Annotated in this window: 13 protein-coding genes; 6 read left to right on the top strand and 7 right to left on the bottom strand. The window is 42.7% G+C overall.

Going from position 1 to position 18,826, the window contains the following annotated elements; genetic code table 11:
* Positions 1-4: 4 nt before the first annotated feature.
* The 3 genes from MHO32_RS11490 to MHO32_RS11500 all read right to left on the bottom strand — a co-directional run bounded on the left by MHO32_RS11490 (position 5) and on the right by MHO32_RS11500 (position 2,225).
* Positions 5-388 carry a DUF3319 domain-containing protein gene (locus tag MHO32_RS11490; protein WP_005451794.1) on the bottom strand — a complete coding sequence of 128 codons (384 nt, stop codon included), beginning with the start codon at positions 386-388 and terminating at the stop codon, positions 5-7.
* Positions 389-516: 128 nt separating this feature from the next.
* Positions 517-1,506 carry a D-alanine--D-alanine ligase gene (locus MHO32_RS11495; protein WP_009696674.1) on the bottom strand — a complete coding sequence of 330 codons (990 nt, stop codon included), beginning with the start codon at positions 1,504-1,506 and terminating at the stop codon, positions 517-519.
* Between the two features lie 149 nt (positions 1,507-1,655).
* On the bottom strand, positions 1,656-2,225 hold the full coding sequence (locus tag MHO32_RS11500) for an SPOR domain-containing protein (RefSeq protein WP_005451792.1): 570 nt from the start codon (positions 2,223-2,225) through the stop codon (positions 1,656-1,658).
* 236 nt (positions 2,226-2,461) lie between these two features.
* On the opposite strand from MHO32_RS11500, the gene MHO32_RS11505 reads away from it, so the two are divergent.
* On the top strand, positions 2,462-5,101 hold the full coding sequence (locus MHO32_RS11505) for a bifunctional acetate--CoA ligase family protein/GNAT family N-acetyltransferase (protein WP_239211947.1): 2,640 nt from the start codon (positions 2,462-2,464) through the stop codon (positions 5,099-5,101).
* 437 nt (positions 5,102-5,538) lie between these two features.
* Entirely contained in the window at positions 5,539-7,620 is a 2,082-nt protein-coding gene (locus tag MHO32_RS11510; RefSeq protein ID WP_239211950.1) for a TonB-dependent hemoglobin/transferrin/lactoferrin family receptor, read from the top strand.
* Positions 7,621-7,672: 52 nt separating this feature from the next.
* On the opposite strand, the gene MHO32_RS11515 is transcribed toward MHO32_RS11510, so the two are convergent.
* On the bottom strand, positions 7,673-8,560 hold the full coding sequence (locus MHO32_RS11515; protein ID WP_239211953.1) for a LysR family transcriptional regulator: 888 nt from the start codon (positions 8,558-8,560) through the stop codon (positions 7,673-7,675).
* A gap of 236 nt (positions 8,561-8,796) precedes the next feature.
* On the opposite strand from MHO32_RS11515, the gene MHO32_RS11520 reads away from it, so the two are divergent.
* Entirely contained in the window at positions 8,797-10,968 is a 2,172-nt protein-coding gene (locus MHO32_RS11520) for a TonB-dependent hemoglobin/transferrin/lactoferrin family receptor (RefSeq protein WP_017189048.1), read from the top strand.
* Between the two features lie 478 nt (positions 10,969-11,446).
* Here MHO32_RS11520 and galE read toward each other — a convergent pair whose 3' ends face one another.
* Together galE and MHO32_RS11530 are read right to left on the bottom strand one after the other, a co-directional pair.
* Complete coding sequence (gene galE / locus MHO32_RS11525; protein ID WP_239211957.1) at positions 11,447-12,463, bottom strand: UDP-glucose 4-epimerase GalE; 1,017 nt, start codon at positions 12,461-12,463, stop codon at positions 11,447-11,449.
* 54 nt (positions 12,464-12,517) lie between these two features.
* Positions 12,518-14,476 carry a diguanylate cyclase domain-containing protein gene (locus MHO32_RS11530; protein ID WP_017819611.1) on the bottom strand — a complete coding sequence of 653 codons (1,959 nt, stop codon included), beginning with the start codon at positions 14,474-14,476 and terminating at the stop codon, positions 12,518-12,520.
* Positions 14,477-14,766: 290 nt separating this feature from the next.
* Here MHO32_RS11530 and MHO32_RS11535 point away from each other — a divergent pair, with 290 nt between their 5' ends.
* From MHO32_RS11535 to MHO32_RS11545, 3 genes are read left to right on the top strand one after another with little or no spacing between them, the layout of a single operon-like run.
* Positions 14,767-15,522 carry a 5-oxoprolinase subunit PxpA gene (locus MHO32_RS11535; RefSeq protein ID WP_017819610.1) on the top strand — a complete coding sequence of 252 codons (756 nt, stop codon included), beginning with the start codon at positions 14,767-14,769 and terminating at the stop codon, positions 15,520-15,522.
* The gene (locus MHO32_RS11540; RefSeq protein WP_239211965.1) at positions 15,522-16,205 is read left to right on the top strand and encodes a 5-oxoprolinase subunit B family protein; all 684 of its coding nucleotides are present in this window, start codon (positions 15,522-15,524) and stop codon (positions 16,203-16,205) included. Before MHO32_RS11535 ends, MHO32_RS11540 begins: the two co-directional genes overlap by 1 nt.
* Positions 16,202-17,137 carry a biotin-dependent carboxyltransferase family protein gene (locus MHO32_RS11545; RefSeq protein ID WP_239211977.1) on the top strand — a complete coding sequence of 312 codons (936 nt, stop codon included), beginning with the start codon at positions 16,202-16,204 and terminating at the stop codon, positions 17,135-17,137. The genes MHO32_RS11540 and MHO32_RS11545 overlap by 4 nt, the downstream gene beginning before the upstream one ends.
* Positions 17,138-17,170: 33 nt before the next feature.
* Here the strand turns inward: MHO32_RS11545 and MHO32_RS11550 are convergent, their stop codons facing one another.
* Positions 17,171-18,604, bottom strand: coding sequence for an FAD-dependent oxidoreductase (locus MHO32_RS11550; RefSeq protein ID WP_239211978.1), 1,434 nt, complete (start codon positions 18,602-18,604; stop codon positions 17,171-17,173).
* Positions 18,605-18,826: the final 222 nt, after the last annotated feature.

Raw genomic sequence — 18,826 nt, forward strand, 5'->3', positions numbered from 1 at the left:
ATTCTTATTTCTTTTGTTGTTGAGCTTGTAGCGCTTTCTGTTTCGCAACTAAATACGCTTCGATATGACGCTGAATCGCAGCTTTGCCGCCTTTGATCAGTTTGCCATTGAACATACAATACCAAGCGTTTGGCTCGCCAGTGTCGTTCTTTATCGTGTAGCCGTTAAATATTTCAGTTTGTGGACTGTTAGTGCTTTGTGCGCGTTGACCTAAAGTTGCAAACTCTTTTGGATCAATAATAGACGCGGTGTCGCACCACCAATCTATGCTCTTTTTTACCGCCGTCAAACTGCCTTGTAAAACGTGGTTTTTGATTTTTACCTTCCAAACGCTACCATCAGGTCCGCCTGATTGCAGGTTAAAACCTCTATAATTTGAAATTGCCATACCACTGAGCCATCTATTTAGTGCTTTTTTACAATCATAATTACAACTGAGCAATAATCAAACATTAATGTTGTTATATCGCTCAGTTATGCCTATTTCTACCACAAAACAAACGACGGTAACGTTATTTAGATTGCAGTATTAATACAATCTGCTAAAAACTCGTGGAACTTGTGACCGTTGTTCTGCAGCATTTTAGGGAACATAGAGATTGGAGTCATACCTGGGAAGGTATTGACTTCATTCAGATAAATCTCATCATCTTCTGTTAAGAAGAAGTCAATGCGAGATAAGTGACGCAGATTCATCTGTTTAAAGACGGTTTCAGAAGCAATTTGAATCGCTTCAACTTGTTCTGCTGTTAAGTTCTTTGCTTCAACCTCTGTCAAAGAGTGGCTTGAGCTGCTGTACTTCTCATCATAAGAATAAAACGCGCCATCTGGAGCAATGACCTCTCCGGGCTTAGTAATGAACAGTTGACCATTCATTTCGTACGCTGCGACTTCTAGCTCACGCGGCTTCACAGACTTTTCAACTAAAACTTGCTCAGAGTAGCCAAATGCATCGTTAACGGCTTGAATTACACCATCCTTTTCAGTGACGCTGTAACAGCCAACAGATGAACCTTGTCGTGCTGCTTTGACAAAAACTTTACCCCATTTATCAAACGCTTGTAATGCTTGCGCATGAGCTTGCTCGTCGTTACGAGTCAAGAATAAGTAAGGTGTATTTGGGATACCAATCGCGTCGTACCATAGTTTCGAAGTAATTTTGTTGAAGCTGTTACTGCTTGCTTCTGGTCCACAACCTAAATATGGAATGCCTGCGATTTCGAACATAGACTGGATATCACCGGTTTCGCCAGGAAAACCATGGATACAAGGGACAATGAAATCGACTTCTAAGCTTAAGTTGTCAGAACACAATTTTTTGGTGTTGAGATCTAAGTAAACCAACTCACCTTGGTTAGTCACCCAACCTTCATTTTTAATTTCTACACGCGTAACGTTCACGTTTTCGATGAGGTTTAGCTGCTGCTCAACAAAATTAGCAGATAACAGTGAAATTTCGTGCTCAGAAGAGCCGCCACCGCATAGTAAAAGGATATTTTTAATCATGAATCAATCTTTCCGTGATCTCCAAAAGATACTATTCAGTATGATAAACCTTTGAGTAGTAACGTACAGTTATTTTACTGTGAGGAATGCTGTTCGAATAGGATTTGACCAAAAAAGAAGGGAGCATTTCGCTCCCTTCTCTTCGTAAATTAATTTAGCTTATTAAGCGTAGGATATGCCGAGTTCTTAATGGCATCGATACTCTTCACAAATGGCTTAAGCTGTTGAAAATGACCAGGCAGAGAAGAAATTGCCTGCTTTGCTTCTGCACTTGTTGCGTAGTCACCGTAAAGTACCGAGAACCACTTAGTACCGTTCACTACTTTGTAGTTTTCCCAAATTGGCTGACCATTTTGAGGAAGCTGGCGAGCGAACTGATCCACTTTAGCTTGGCTTCCAACCGCGACAACTTGAATGGTATAACCAAAACGCTGGATACCCGCTTGTTTCTTGCTTGGCGGTACGATCTTAACTGGTTTTACCTGCTCTTTCGGTGTCAGCTTAACTACCTTTTTCTCTTCAGGCTTCGCAGTCATTTTAACAACTGTTGGTTCTACATCTTTCTCTACTACAGCGCTTTCAGACGACATAATAGGTTTTGAAACTGAAGGAGTTTGGTAGTCCTCACGGTAGCTTTCTGAGGTTACATCTGTGATGTAAGTTTCCGAAGCACAAGCAGAAAGCAGTACTGATAAGCCGATGATTGCGATTTTTTTCATGGAGTAACAAACGCTCTAAATAAATATTACGATAAATCATGCCGATAGCAGGTCATTTTATCAAGCACCAAACACAATAAACTGTGATTTTCATGTGATGAGTGACACAAACTCTGTACGCTTGGCTCACTTTTGAGCCAATGTCTGCTTTGTCCATATTTAAAGAGATGCTTATTCGTTTATGATTGTATGAGGAGTGACCAACCGTTCTAGGCGTAAGAGGCCAAGGAGAAAGAATGAATAAATTACAAAAACTCTTCAAACCTAATTCTGTTGCGGTAATCGGCGCCTCTCAAAAAGAGTTACGCGCAGGGCAAATAGTAATGCGGAATCTTCTTCAAAGCGGGTTCGGTGGTGCAATCATGCCCGTGACACCGAAATATAAGTCTGTATCTGGTGTTATCGCATACCCTAACGTAGCCTCCCTGCCCTATACCCCAGATATCGCCATTCTTTGTACCAATGTGTCACGTAATAAACAACTACTTGTTGAATTGGATCAGCGCGGCACGGAGTTTGCCATCGTCATTTCAGATGACGTTGAAAGTATTGATTTCTCTGACCTAAACATAAGAGTCTTAGGACCAAATAGCCTCGGGATAATTCTTCCTTGGCATAACTTCAACTGCACCTTTTCTCCCGTGGCAGCGCAACCGGGTAAAATTGCGTTCATCTCTCAATCCGCTGCAGTGTGTACCACGGTTCTTGATTGGGCAAACGACAAGAATATTGGTTTTTCTTCTTTTATCTCAATCGGTCAAGGGCAAGACATCGACTTTGCAGAACTGCTTGATTATTTAAGCATGGATGCAAAGACCGAAGCCATTCTTCTTTATGTTGATTCAATTAAAGATGCTCGACGCTTTATGTCAGCAGCACGTGCAGCGTCACGAAACCGTCGTATCTTGGTTCTCAAAGCTGGTAGGTCATCACAAGCTCGCCCATTTAGCGATGGCAACACTGATTCATTGGATGTTATCTACGATTCTGCGATAAGAAGAACGGGTATGCTGCGTGTGGGTAATACGCACGAGTTATTTGCGGCAGTAGAAACGTTGACACATTCGGTTCCGCTTCGAGGCGAACGCCTAGCTATCGTAACCAATGGCGGCGGTCCTGCAATCATGGCAGTCGATACTCTATTTGAAAGAGGCGGCAAGCTCGCAACGTTAAATGAAGAGTCTGTCGAACAACTAAAGTCCGCATTGCCTGTTAGTTGGCGTGGTGTTAACCCTATTGATCTTGCAGGAGATGCAACAAAGAAACGTTATGTCGATACCATAAACGCGCTGATGAACGGAGACTGTGCTGATGCCATCTTAATAATGCATAGCCCTTCAGCGGTGTCGGATTCATTAGAAACCGCGAACGCTGTGATTGAAGCAATTCAAGCTCATCCCCGACATAAGCATTTCAATATATTAACCAATTGGTCTGGTGAGCAGACATCGAGAGAGGCTCGGCTAGCCTTTACACGTGCGGGCATTCCAACTTATAGAACACCTGAAAGTGCTGTCGTTGCTTACATGCATTTGGTCGAATACCGACGAAATCAAAAACAATTGATGGAAACTCCAACAACCGCTGAACCTTTACACTCCGGTAGCGTGAGTTCAGCTCGTGAATGGGTAAACGAACAATTACTGGACAAACAAACAGTAATGCTGGATACGCATCAAACCAGCCCTTTGTTTGAACAGTTTGGCTTTAATATTCTTCCGACTTGGATCGCTTCTGAAGTTACTGAAGCGGTCCATATGGCGGAAAATATTGGCTACCCGGTCGCGGTAAAGCTTCGCTCTCCCGATATTCCTCATAAGTCTGACGTACATGGTGTTGCACTCAATTTGCGTAATAGCCAGGAGGTATCTAGCGCCGCGCAAGCCATTCTCGATACCGCAAAGCTGAGCTATCCAGCGGCGAACCTACAAGGGTTGTTAGTCCAAGGAATGGCGAAACTAGGTAGCGCTGAGGAGCTCAGAATTAGTATCGCGGTTGATAAAGTTTTCGGTCCAGTGATTTTGCTCGGACAAGGAGGCTCAGATTGGAACATCACTCAAGACGCGGTTGCGGCATTGCCACCACTGAATATGAACCTAGCTCGTTATTTAGTGGTAATTGCGTTGAAATCAGGGAAAGTTCGCTTGCAAAAGCATAAAGACGCGATTGATGTAAACGAACTATCAAAGTTTCTGGTTCGCATATCTCAAATGGCGGTTGAACTACCAGAAATAGAGAGCCTGGATATACATCCAGTATTGGTGTCAGGTAGTGAATTAACCATAATCGACGCAGACGTGACACTCAAAAAGTACCAAGGAGATGCGCAGGAACGCTTAGCTATTCGTCCTTTCCCCGCAGAGTTTGTTGAGACAGTGACATTACGTGACGGGCAACCTATTCTGTTGCGCCCAATTCTTCCTGAGGATGAGCCAATTCACGCTCAATTTATAAATAGCGTATCTAAAGAAGATCTCTACAATCGGTTTTTCTCCGATGTTGGGGAGTTCAATCATGAGGCACTCGCAAATTTAACCCAAATTGATTACGACCGTGAAATGGCATTTGTTGCTGTTGCCTTTGATGATAATGGACCTTCCATTATTGGTGTATCTCGAGCTCTGATAACACCGGATAATAGTGATGCAGAGTTTGCGATTTTGGTCCGATCAGATTTAAAGGGTAAAGGTCTGGGCAAAGTACTGATGCAAAAAATCATTAGTTACTGCCAAGCAAAAGGCACCAAGCAGATTTCCGGAATGACAATGCCAACCAATCGAGGCATGCTGTCACTCGCACAAAGTTTAGGATTTGAGTTGGACGTACAATTTGCAGATGGCACTGCAGATATGGTGTTACCACTCAAACGAAAATGATATCTGATAAAGCAAAGATTTGGGCTGTAAGTTTTCAGCCCTACCTATTCTCCTAACTTCAGACTTTGTTGGATAACCTGAGTAAACATTTCATAAAATAATAAACCAATCGCAAATCATGCATAACTACCGCCATAACCCATACATCACAACAATACGTAAACACCAATAAATCACACTGGCGCATACCTACTTTTTCATCAAACTGCAATTTACGTGACCGACATCTCATTTGCTAATTTTATAGAACTTATCATCGAGCTTATGTCATAAAAAGCTATCCTGTTGAATTTTATGTACTAAATACAAAAAGGTCATTTCTCTGACATACCTAACTAGCACTTTAGTGATAACAATAATGATAGTAATTATCATTTGCGTGAAATAATATATCGCCCGTTGTTATTGCCTATCATGGATATAAGGTGTTAGAACCAATGTATAAAAAATCAATTCTGTCAGCATCAATTTTATTAGCTCTAGCTCACGGTGCACAAGCAGAAGAACACTCAACTTTTAAAGAAGTCGTTGTTACTGCTACACGTACAAATAGCCAACTCGAGGATACTGCAGCGTCAGTTGCAGTCGTCACAGACCAAGACATCGAAGATGGCATGATTACCGGTCTTGATGATCTATTTAAATACACGCCAGGAGTTACCGTCGAGACGAATGCTCGACAAGGTGTTCAAAGTATCAACATTCGTGGTATCGAAGGCAACCGAATTAAAGTTCTAGTTGATGGTGTTGCTCAAGGTAACCAGTTCGATTCAGGCAATAACTTTATTAACTCTTCTCGTGTTGAAGTTGACACCGATCTTGTTAAAGCAGTGGAAATCGTAAAAGGTGCAGCATCATCTTTGCATGGTTCTGACGCAATTGGTGGCATTGTAGCTTTCGAAACGAAAGACCCTTCGGACTTCTTAAAGGGTCGTGATTTTGGTGGTCATGCGAAATTTAATTACTCTTCAGAAGACAATACATTCAGCGAATCGGTAGCTCTTGCAAACAAAACCGGGGACCTTGAGTCTTTAGTTGCTTACACTCGCCGTGATGGTAGCGAGCTTGATAACTTTGGTGATTTAGCGGATGCCGATACCTCTGCCAATGACCTTTTAGTGAAATTACAATATCAGTTAAACGAAGCACATAGACTTGAATTTAGCGGTAACTACATTCGCAATGAAGGTGATGGCATTCAATCATATGATGGCTACACGGATGGACGAAGCGAAGATACAACTGAACAATATCAAGTCGGTATTAAGCATATTTGGGATGCTCAAGCATCAATTGCTGACACATTAACGTGGCAACTAGATTACTTAAGTAAAGACGAAACTGGCATAACACATCGTGTCAAAGGCTTGAACAATCAACGCAAAGATTACACCTACAGCGATGAAGGCTTCCAGTTCGACGTGCAGTTAGATAAGTACCTAACGCTTGGTAGCACTGAACATTACATCGTTTATGGTGCGTCTTACTTAGATAAAGACATTAAGAACATAAACAAAGAGTTCAATAGCGCTGGTACGGATAAAGAGATCTTCTACATCCCATCGGCAAGTGAACGTCGTTACGGAGTCTTCCTACAAGACGAGATTACCGTCGGCAACTTCATCATCACTCCTGGTGTTCGTTACGACTCATTCGAAACCGATCCTGGCAACGCTAGCGACAACCCAAGTGGTAACCCTGATAACGAATACAAAAAGTTCTCTGACTCCGCGTTTACTGCTCGTTTAGGCACGATCTACAAACTAAACGAACAACACCGTTTGTTTGCCCAGATAAGCCAAGGTTTCCGCGCACCTGATTTTCAAGAGCTGTATTACTCGTTTGGTAACCCGATGCACGGTTACATAAACAAACCAAACCCAGACTTGAAAGCAGAAGAAAGCATTTCTTACGAGTTTGGCTGGCGCCACAACAACGATATTTCAAGCAGTGAAGTCGCGGTATTCTACAGTGACTACGATAACTTTATCGAGCGACAACAAGTTTCAGGCAGCTTCATTCCAGGTATCGACCCTGCGGTTTACCAATCCGTGAACATTGGTAAAGCAACAATCAAAGGTATTGAATTTTCCAACCAACTGTCTTGGGATAAATTCATGCCAGTAAAAGGCTTTAGTTCTCGAGTTGCTGCAGCCTATACTGAGGGTGAAGACGGAAACAACGATCCATTAAACAGTGTTAACCCATGGAATCTAGTTGCTGGCTTCAACTACGACTCTGAACAAAACTGGGGTTCTTCACTAACGGTTAACTACACTGCGTCGAAAGACAGCAGTGATATCAATGGTGATGACATCCTACCAATTTCTTCAGCAACTGTTGTTGACGTAACTGCATACTACAAGCCAATTAAAGATCTCACCCTGCGAGCGGGAGTATTTAATGTGGCAGACGAAGAATACTACAGTTGGAATGATGTAAGCGGAATGAAAACTGAGAATAAAGACCTAACACAAGCCGGTCGTAACTGGGCTATTACAGCGAAGTACGAATTTTAGTTATCAACACACTTCTTAACGAAAAATCCCAGCATCATATGCTGGGATTTTTTTATTTGAGACGCCAATTTTTCTTAAGGTATTGTACGCACCAAGATTTGGCTTCGCCCATCGTATTTCTGCGCCACGCTAAAATAATATCAATTGGCTGTTCTTCCGTACCTTCAATGCGTTTAAGAACGCCACTCTCAATTAAAGGTTCCGCGATTTGACTTGGTAGCGTCCCAATACCTAACCCGGAAGTTAGTGCTTCAACTTTGGCCGGGAAATTGCTCACTGTGAGTCTTGGCTGTTTTTGCATTACATTGATTGATAGCGCTGGCTGCTCTCTTGCCGTATCAGCAATCGCAATAACGCGATATTTTTCTCGGGCATTGTCATCAAACTCCCCACTTCGCTTATGCACATAATGATCAGAAGCGGCGACCCAAACCATACTCATTTTACCAATTTTTTCGGACTTAACATCTTGCGGAAGTGTATCGAGAGCCGGACATATCAATAAGTCTGCCCTTCCGGTATTTAGCGACTCCCAACTTCCCGCAAGAATCTCTTCTTGTAACCTCACCCTTGTACTACTCACGTTAGATAGCGCATCTACCATTGGGAAGAAATTTGAAATAGGAATAATTCCATCAAAAGCCACCGTAATATCAAGTTCCCAACCATTGGCCAGGAGCGTTGCATCATTAACAAGCTTCTCACTAGCTTGCAGAATTGCCCTACCACGCTCAAGAATCAACTTCCCGGCTTCTGTGAAATGTGCTTTGTGACCTGAACGATCGAAAATGATGATATCGAGATCTTGTTCCAGTTTCTGAATTTGATAGCTAAGCGAAGAAGGCGCGCGATCTAATTCGTTCGCAGCAGCAGCAAAACTTCCTCTTCTATCAATAGCATCCAAGATATGAAGTGCTTCTAAAGTGATTGGGCTCTGCACTATAGCTCCCTATTTGCGTGATTTAAATCACAGTAGTGGTATTTAAAAATTTATACTAGAAAATGACTTTAAACAATATAACAGATTGATAAATAAAGACTAGGTTGCGCATAGCACAAATTTCCATTGACAAAAATAACACTAAATAACAATAGTAATGATAGTAATTACCATTTGTATAAACTAAGATACCGCACGTTGTTATTGCCTATTATGGATTTAAGGTATTGAAGCCAATGTATAAAAAATCAATTTTGTCAGCCTCTATTCTCATTGCCCTATCACAAGGTGCATACGCAGAAGAAAGCTCAACTTTCAATGAAGTTGTCGTCTCTGCAACTCGTACCGAACAAAACGTTAATGATGTTTCAGCTTCAGTTGAGACCGTATCGTCAAAAGATATTGACCGCACACTTTCAAAGAACCTTTATGATGCCGTTCAATATACCCCTGGAGTGGAAGCAACGACTTCCGGTCGTTTTGGCATTTCGGGCTTTAACATTCGCGGCATGGAAGGCGACCGCGTGAAAGTTGTGATTGATGGCGTTCAGCAAGCTACTCCTTTCAATCCAGGTGGCGGTGCGGTTCAAGCAATTTATCCGAACGCGATTGAACTCGACACACTGACCAGTATAGAGATTAACAAGGGTCCATCCTCTACCCTATATGGCTCTGATGCAATGGGTGGCGTTGTTGTTCTTAAGACAAAAGATCCTTCAGACGTTCTAAAAACTGACGGTGACGAGACTCGTTTTGGCATTAAATCGAGCTACTTCTCTGCAGACGAACAATTCAAGAACACGTTAACTTGGGCAATGCGCCGTGGCAAGTTTGAAACACTATTGATGGGAACTTACTCTACCGGCAGCGAGCTTGAAACCTACGGTGATGGTTCCGACATTGATGGTTCAGCACGTGGTCTTGAGAACCCAGCAGACAAAGATCTAAATAACATTTTGGCAAAAGCTTATTACAACATTAACGATGTCAACAAACTCGGCTTTGTCTTCGAACGCTATAACTACAACTACGATGAAAACGATCGTCGTGGCAACTACACACTTAATTTTGGTCCAAGACCTGGCGTTACTTATGCTAACGCAAAAGCTAGTGATGAAATGACACGTACGCGTTATGGCGTAAACTACGAACTCACTAAAGCAAATGCAGCTTTCGACTCAATGAAATTAGACCTTAATTATCAGGTCACAGAGAGCGAAAACTCTAACTTCGCTAATGTCACTGACCATTTAGGTTACATTGGCTATAACGGGGATCGCACTCGCCTACGTCAAGCTGAAGACGAGTCACTTCAGTTTGATGCTCAGTTCGACAAGGTAATCACAACCGGAAATGCAATTCACGAACTGACCTACGGTCTAAATTCTGTGGTGACAGATTTTAGTCTAACGAATGTGGATATTTACCACGACAATGGCACTAGTAAACCTGGCTCAACGACAATCCCTGATGCCACCGTCACCGAATGGGGTATTTTCCTTCAAGACAATGCATTCTTACTTAACGATACATTAGTACTAAATGCGGGCATCCGTTACGATTCATTTGAAGCGGATCCAACATCTGACGCAGGCTTTACTACCGAACGAGGTAAGAACAGTAATGACGCATTTACTGGGAAACTGGGCGCGGTTTACCACCTTAACGACAAACTAAGTACTTTTGCCCAAATCAGTCAGGGCTTTAAGGCACCTACAGTTGAGCAGCTTTACTATGAATACGACACTGGTGCTGAATTCGTTCCTAACCCAGATTTAGAAGCCGAGAAAAGCCTTTCTTACGAAATTGGCTTCCGTGGTCAAAACAACTTTGCGCAGTTTGAACTTACAGGCTTTATCACTCAGTACAAAGACTTTATCGACTCAGAAGAACTACCAAAAATCGATCCAAATAAAGACCGATTCACGATCGTAAACCGAGATGAAGTCGACATTTCTGGTGTTGAATTTAGTTCTACACTTTTGCTAGATGAAGCTTTTGACGCCCCTAAAGGTATGTACACGAGAGTATCTGTGACATACCTAGATGGTGAAGATAAAACAACAGGTAAAGCACTAGATAGTGTCGCTCCTTTGTCTTCTGTACTTGGTTTAGGTTACGACAACGTCGAGCATCATTTTGGTGGTCTTGCGTCTCTTAAGCTTGCAGCTAAGAAAGACGACTGGTCTAGTGATGACCAAATTGATTCGGCAGGTTACGGTGTAATGGACTTAACCGCATATTACATGCCTATCAAAGACCTAACGCTGACAGCAGGCTTGTTCAATGCATTTGATAAGAAATACTGGACATACCAAGATGTTCGCGGTCTCGAAAGTACGGACAACAAAGACTTCCATAGCTTACCGGGTCGTAACTGGGCAATTTCTGTAGATTACCAGTTCTAAGTGACATCAATTTATAAAACTGTTCGTAAAGCACCCGCTTAGTTGGGTGCTTTTTTGTTTTTCCACTTTCAAACAAAGCTAACTATCTGCAGCGACATTGCGAAAATGATTGATAAATGAGTCATAAACGAAGAACTTGCGCTACAAAAACAAAAAAGCCAGCAATATGCTGACTTTTTTACGCGTTTTCATTTCAAAAATGTTAAGAAAAGAATGAAAAATGAAAACTTACTGCTTTGCCATCTCTTTTTTCACCATGATTGCTGCTGCCACGATGAAAGCGATGATTAGACCAAGTTCCATGAACTACCCCGATAGTCTTAAGAAAATTTACGACCTAAATTAAGAGTCGGACATAGTTTAGCAGTTCTATTTATCTAAGCTACCTTTTAACCAGTAATTTACGAATTTTTCCGATTTAGATCAAAAAAGGCGCAGAAGTGCGCCTTTTTGTTATTAATATGTAAAACTTGATTTTTTAAGCGTCAGGGTAACCTTGAGGGTTATTTGACTGCCAACGCCAAGTATCACCTGTCATTTCTTCTAACGTGCGATCAGCCTTCCAACCAAGTTCGTTTGCAGCTTTTGAAGGGTCAGCCCAACATTCCGCGATATCACCAGGGCGGCGATCAACTAACTTAAACGGCACTTCTTTGCCTGATGCGTTTTCAAATGCTTTAACCATTTCAAGAACGCTATAACCATTACCGGTACCAAGGTTGTAAATATGCAGGCCAGCTTTATTGCCAACTTTTTCAAGAGCGGCTACATGACCATCAGATAGGTCCATTACATGGATGTAGTCACGCACACCAGTACCGTCTTTTGTTGGGTAGTCACTACCAAACACAGATAAGAACTCACGACGACCTACTGCGACTTGCGAGACAAAAGGCATTAGGTTGTTTGGGATGCCTTGAGGATCTTCACCTAGCTCACCCGTTGGATGAGAACCAACAGGGTTGAAGTAGCGGAGAAGCGTAATACTCCAATCTGGGTTCGCTTTTTGGAAGTCTGTTAGACACTCTTCAACCATTAACTTACTACGGCCGTAAGGGTTAGTTGCGCTAGTTGGGAAGTCTTCAGTGATAGGCACAGATGCAGGATCACCATATACTGTCGCTGAAGAACTAAATACGATGGATTTAACTCCTGCTTCACGCATAGCATCAACAAGCACTAGCGTACCATTAACGTTGTTATCGTAGTACTCAAGCGGTTTTTCTACCGACTCGCCCACTGCTTTTAAACCGGCGAAGTGAATAACAGCTTCAATGTTGTGCGCTCTCATTGCTTCAACAAGCGCGGCTTTGTCGCGGATGTCCGCTTCAATAAACTCAGGTCTTGCACCACAAACCTTTTCAATGCGCTCAAGCACTGTAGGTTTGCTGTTGTATAGGTTATCAAGGATCACTGGCGTCATACCAGCTTCGATCATTTGAATACAAGTGTGGCTGCCAATGTAGCCCATACCACCCGTAACAAGTACTTTCATGTTATATATCCTTCTGACGCGAATCAGGTTAGTCTAAAGGTTTTTAGCCCACAGTTAAACAGTCTCTGGGGATTCGCAACCCATTAAAATTGCTTGACCTTTACCTGCTTTCTTAGCTTGGTACATTGCTGTATCGGCACTCTTAAGAATACGCGTTGCGTCACGCTCGTTAACGCCAACCAGTTTCACACCAATGCTCACGCCAACTTTAAGCAGGGAGCCTCGGTATTCAATTGGAGAGCAAACCGTTTCAAGTAACTGTTCTGCAATCCTTGTTACGACCTTCTGATTTGCTGGGTTGACCAACATGACAAATTCATCTCCCGATAAACGAGCAATCAAATCGCTATGTCGAGTTGCCGCAGCCATCCGGTCTGCCACTTGTTTGAGCACTTCGTCACCGGCATCATGACCATAAGTGTCATTGATATTCTTAAAGCCATCTAAATCCAAGTAAAGTACCGCGAATTCGTCGCGCAAATAGCCTGATCTTTGTACCAATTCTTCGAGCTCTAGGTGGAACTTAGAACGATTTGCCAACCCGGTTAAGGCGTCGTGATGTGCAAGATACTCCAAACGCTCCATCTCTTTTGCACTTGATAGGTCGGTTAGAATGATGACCATGTCATAAGTGTTTTGGTCATCGCTCTTGTTAATGCAATTAACCTTTGCAAACATTGGTACGAGTTGACCTAGATGGTTCTTCTCAATCACTTCTCCTTGCCACATACCATAGTTTTCAATAGATTCTTGAATGCTCGGCATCATAGCTTGTAGCTTTCTCCAGCGAATTGATTTGATGAACGGCTTACCCACTAATTGGTCAGCTTCTACACCGACCAGCTTCGTCACTGCTGGATTAACCATGGTAATAATACCTTGGTGGTTCAACACCACTAAGCCATCTTGACTGCTTTCAAATACACGACCCGCTACTCTTTGGCGATTCATTGCTTCTTCAATCTCTGTGATGTCCTGAATTACGAAAAGCATATAGCCGTTTTTCGCTAAGCGTCGGCTGGTTAAACTTAGCTGTTGCTTCCCTTCACCACTTTCCAGGTGGATATCATCACATTCGAGCCCTCGGCTTAGTATTTGTCCAAGCTCGTTTGGCGTCTTGGTCTGGATTAGATCGCAAATGTTTGCCGTTTCTATCCCTTGGTAAGTATGTTCAAAAATACGTTGCGTAGCAGTATTACAATGAATCACTCTCCCTAAGTTGTCCGTTACTATTAACGAATCCTGAATAGAATCAATCACTTCTTCGGCGAACACCTTACGGCGCTCTAGCACTTCCAAGCTATGTTTGCGCTGCTTTTCAAGTCGCTGCTGTTTTTCAACCATAAAGTTGAAAGAAGCGACCAATGCACCGACCTCGTCTTTTGATTTATGGTGAATCCTTCCACTAAGGTGATGCCCGTTAGCTAAATCTTGCAACGCTCGATTGACTTCCTCTATGGGACGAAGAACTCGTCGTTCAACCCCAAAGTAGAACATAACTCCACCAGCTAAAAGAATGACTAAGAACAGCCCACCGTCTTGTAGCAATGCATCTCGTACTTCGAACAATGGAATTCGTGACAACGTCACCCTAATCGATCCGATGACTTGTCCTTCGTGAATAATAGGCTCAAAAACGTACAGAAAGTGTGCAGATAGTGCGTATCCTACTTCATGCAGACGACTTCGCTCTTTAACTGTCGGCGAAGGTGCAGCAAAGCCATCCAAAGCAAATACAGCAAATGGATTATTGTCTTTGTCGTAAAGCTTTACGCGTGATACGTTTGGCTTCTTAAGCAGATCAGCCAAAATGGTTTGCGCTTTTGGCTTGTTCTTTGTTGCAAGCGCATCTTTAATTGAGTGAGAAGCATCATTGATCAGAACTTTGGTCTGTTCGACCAATTCATGTTTGGCGGACTGATAAGTGTTATATGACGTGTAACTTTGAGATGTAACAAAGATGACCGTGATGAAAGCGAGAATCGGCCATATTAGCTTTGCTCGTAATGACATATATATTCCTGTCGCAGAAAGCAATCAAAATAACGAAAGGATTGCTATGCAAACTATCACACAAAAAAGAAGAGCCAAGACTAACACGACAAATCTTGAAATGAAGCCGTAAATCTCAATTATTGGACTGATTAGTCATGATTTTCTTAAAATTTCGGATCATTTCAAAGAACACGACGATCTTTTCACCATTTCATTTGATAATCTTCTTCTTGAAGAATGAAGTTAGTCACTGAACTTAAACGTAATTTCCTGCATTTTTAAAGCATACTTTGGACTTTTATAAACGTATGACATTGAATAACCAGCAACTGACACTGAATTGCGACATGGGCGAAAGCTATGGCGCGTGGAAAATGGGTGCCGATGAGAGTGTAATGCCTCACATTGACATGGCGAATATCGCTTGTGGATTTCACGCATCTGATCCTAATGTCATGCACGATACGATTACTCTCGCTAACCAACACGACGTTGAAATTGGTGCTCATCCTGGTTATCCCGACCTACAAGGCTTTGGTCGTCGGAGCTTAAAAATGACCAATGATGAAATTACCAACATGGTGATTTATCAAATTGGCGCGTTACAAGCTTTGTGCAAAGCGCAGTATACCGACATAGGATATATCAAACCCCATGGTGCGCTTTATAACGATATGATGCAAAGCGATGGCGTTTTTCTCGCCGTAGTGAAAGCAGCGGCACTTTTTAAAGTTCCACTAATGATCCTCGCCTCTCAAGAAAATGAAAAGTATCTCGAAATAGCAGATGATTTTGATGTACCTCTGCTATTTGAAGCCTTTGCGGACCGTCTGTATCAAGATGATGGAATGCTCACACCCAGAACACAACCTAATGCGGTCTTAAACAGCGAACACGCTATATTAGAACAAGTCAAAATGCTTGCTGAATCAGGAAGAGTCAAAACGGCATCGGGTCAATATATTTTGTTAGAAGCTGACACAATTTGTGTCCACGGAGATAATGACGAATCCATCGCATTGATTCAAAAGATTCGCCAAAGTCTCTACACCGGAGGAAATTAATGAATCAAGGGCAGTTTTCAATCTCTCCTATCTCTGAATGCAGTATTCTGATTCGCTTTCATGAAGCGGTGACCGTCGAACACATTGGTGAGTTAGCACATCAGATTGCCGATAAACTTAACCTCATTATCATGAATGTTGTTCCGTCATACCGAACTATTTTGATCGATTACCTGCCCTTTAGAATTAACGAATCCATCATCCTCAAAGAATTGAACCAACTCGTTACTCGTTTTGATGTCCGCTCGATGGATAATAAGCAACCTAACTACATTTCCATTCCGGTTTACTACTCAGAAAAGACCGCGCTCGATTTAGAACGATTCAACGATGCTGGTTTGCCGTTGGCTGAATTGATCGATCTGCATACCAAAACGGTTTACACGGTATCAGCAATCGGCTTTGCGCCAGGGTTCGCGTTTCTTTCAGACTTACCAAAGGCATTACACATGCCACGACACAATACCCCCCGCACTCACGTTCCAGCCGGCAGCGTCGCGATAGCGGACAGTAAAACCGCTGTCTACCCTTCAGATAGCCCTGGAGGCTGGAACATCATAGGTCGAACACCCATCTCGTTGTTCACTGATACGCCTCCATTTATTCCTTTTGAAGTTGGTGACAAGGTCACTTTTGGTTCAATCACTAGACAGGAGTACATCAATTTAGGGGGCAAATTATGAGTTTTTCAGGTTTAATCGTAGAGAAGCCAGGTCCACTTTCATTAATTCAAGATTTCGGTCGTTTTGGGCTCGCGCATATTGGTATTACGCAAGGCGGTCCGGTTGATGATTACGCTTACAGTTGGGCAAATCATCTATTAAAGAATCCTGTGAATTGCTCAGTCATTGAAATTACGCTTGGGAATGCCAGCTTCAAAGCACTAGAAGACTGTCACCTTTCTATTTGTGGGGGCGATTTAAACGCTTCTATTGACGGAATAGCACTCACCAATTGGTCTGACTTTTCGTTAAAAAAAGGACAAACACTTAAGTTTGGAATGCCACGCAATGGTCTTCGAGCTTACTTAGCCGTGAAAGGCGGTTTTAATGTCAAGAAACATTTAGGGAGTTCATCAACAGTATTAAGAGAATCCTTAGGAGGCATCGAACAAAATGGCTTGGCATTGAAAGCTGGAGACATCTTAAGTTTCAACCCACACGCACTCCCTAGCCGAAAGTCCAAGCAAATGACTTTTCGTTTTAAGCCTGATTATAACCTTCCTATCAAGCTTCGCGTTATTGAGGGTTATCAATACAACGACTTCTCTCAAGAAGCGATCGACCGTTTCTATTCCACGATATTTGAAATATCGCCAAACTCGAATCGCATGGGTTATCGCCTAGAAGGTGAAACTATCACTCCTCCTTACGATGGCATTTTATCTGAAGGTATTGCGCTTGGGTCTATCCAAATACCAAACGACGGGAAACCAATCATTTTGTTAAATGATCATCAGACTATTGGGGGGTATCCTAAGTTTGGCTGCGTCGCTAGGATTGATTTGCCGCGCTTGGCTCAGGCAAAACCGGGACAATCCGTGAGCTTTATACGAGGAGATAGACAAGGTCTACAAGATGTATGGTGTCAGTGGGCTCAATTTTTTGGTTATTGAGCCCTTCTAGTAGTTTAGTATCAAGCGCGGATGTTACATACCGTAGCGCTCTGCTAATGCTTGCGGATAACCACGCTCATAGGTCAGTTTGATCGCACAATCCTCTACTTCTTGATCAGTCCAATGGACAGTCACAGGATGCTGCTGCTCGACGTTATCGCTAGGTTCAATATCAAACCAATATTGCGCCATTTTCTGCGCAGCGAGTAATGTAGACGACGCTTTAACCACTTCGATACGCGCGTAGTTATTTTCTTCAAACGTGACGTCCGCGGCTCGCAGTACTGGATCTGTCCCTGGGATCTGCTGAGCACCAAATAACGCCTTACCACCTCTTACTGCCGTGTGATAATCTGGAATGAACTGAGCCATGTGTGCTATCGCATTGTCGGTACGTTCATCAAGTATCTCTTGACGCCAACCATGACGTATTTTCGACAACAAACTTGTCGGTAGTTCTGGCTGCGCAGAAGCCTGTGAACTTTCGACTAAGCCATCGTCAAACAACGTAATACCTTTGGTCATCCCATGTAGTTGAAAATAACCATCACCATAAGGTGTTAATTGAGCCATGCCCTTATCAGTACCACGAGGACCATGGAAAATAACCTCTGGCCATTGTTGAGTACATTCGTTCCAACGAGTGACGTATGCTGCCTTAAACTCAACAAGACGTTCACGCCGGACACCTACCTTGTCGTCCACGACTCCGGTTTCAAAACCGCACGCATTCACTAAGAAGTCGCAGTTCAACGCATGTTCAGAACCATCTTTCGTATAAGCCAAAGTCCAAGCAGAACCATTCCAATGAGACTCCACCAATTCCGCTTGTGTAATTACATCGACTTTTGGCATCTGCTCTAAAGTCATGTTCGCTATTGCAGCAAGACGGAATACGCTCCAACCATACTCTTGAACCGCCACAACCGGGTATTTAAGCTCATCTAGATCGGCATGCTGAGCAAATGGGATGCACCATTCATCAATGCTTTGAGGCTGTTCTGGTTGAGTTTGGCTCGCAAGTTGTAGTAACGCTTCCTTCGAGTAGAGTTTGTAGTACTCATCAGGTTCACCTAGAACTTGGTTTCGAGCGTCTTGGGCAACCAGCGTTTGGTAAGCACGTTTAATCACTTCCAGTCGTGGTAACAAAGTTTCTGGATCACCACCGTCTGAATACGGAACAGCAATAATAGTCGGACGAATATTCAGTGAACGGGGATACAAGCGAATTGTCTCAATAGACTGGGTTAGAAGATCTAAACATTGTTGTTCAGAAATCTCTCGATACAGGTTGCCGCCGGCATGCAAATGGCATATTGGGGGACCATTCACCAACGATACCCCTTTTTCGATTACGGACACTTTAAAACCTAACTCGGCAAAGTGAATCGCAGCAGTTGAACCTGCTACGCCACCACCAACGATAGCGATGTGTTTATCTTTACGATTTGGAAACTCAGACTTCATTGCTTCACTGAAAATTTTATAAGGAGAAATCTTTACTTAGTGTCGATTCTACTCGGGTTTGAGTATGATTAAAATCACAAAAAGTTCATGGGTTTGCGTTTGTTAACGGTATACGTCAAAAGTTACTTTTGAGAGCAAAAAATTTCCGAAAAAAGTGCTTGACGAGGTTGTTAGGAAAGCGTGTTTTTGACCCTGTGTGAATAATATTTTTACGCTAACACC

The sequence above is a fragment of the Vibrio sp. MMH1-50 genome (assembly GCF_022347645.1).
Taxonomy (GTDB): domain Bacteria; phylum Pseudomonadota; class Gammaproteobacteria; order Enterobacterales; family Vibrionaceae; genus Vibrio; species Vibrio harveyi.

Coding starts and splice junctions, on each gene's coding strand:
- MHO32_RS11490 (WP_005451794.1), bottom strand. CDS start 388: ATGGCAATTTCAAATTATAGAGGTTTTAACCTGCAATCAGGCGGACCT.
- MHO32_RS11495 (WP_009696674.1), bottom strand. CDS start 1,506: ATGATTAAAAATATCCTTTTACTATGCGGTGGCGGCTCTTCTGAGCAC.
- MHO32_RS11500 (WP_005451792.1), bottom strand. CDS start 2,225: ATGAAAAAAATCGCAATCATCGGCTTATCAGTACTGCTTTCTGCTTGT.
- MHO32_RS11505 (WP_239211947.1), top strand. CDS start 2,462: ATGAATAAATTACAAAAACTCTTCAAACCTAATTCTGTTGCGGTAATC.
- MHO32_RS11510 (WP_239211950.1), top strand. CDS start 5,539: ATGTATAAAAAATCAATTCTGTCAGCATCAATTTTATTAGCTCTAGCT.
- MHO32_RS11520 (WP_017189048.1), top strand. CDS start 8,797: ATGTATAAAAAATCAATTTTGTCAGCCTCTATTCTCATTGCCCTATCA.
- galE (WP_239211957.1), bottom strand. CDS start 12,463: ATGAAAGTACTTGTTACGGGTGGTATGGGCTACATTGGCAGCCACACT.
- MHO32_RS11530 (WP_017819611.1), bottom strand. CDS start 14,476: ATGTCATTACGAGCAAAGCTAATATGGCCGATTCTCGCTTTCATCACG.
- MHO32_RS11535 (WP_017819610.1), top strand. CDS start 14,767: ATGACATTGAATAACCAGCAACTGACACTGAATTGCGACATGGGCGAA.
- MHO32_RS11540 (WP_239211965.1), top strand. CDS start 15,522: ATGAATCAAGGGCAGTTTTCAATCTCTCCTATCTCTGAATGCAGTATT.
- MHO32_RS11545 (WP_239211977.1), top strand. CDS start 16,202: ATGAGTTTTTCAGGTTTAATCGTAGAGAAGCCAGGTCCACTTTCATTA.
- MHO32_RS11550 (WP_239211978.1), bottom strand. CDS start 18,604: ATGAAGTCTGAGTTTCCAAATCGTAAAGATAAACACATCGCTATCGTT.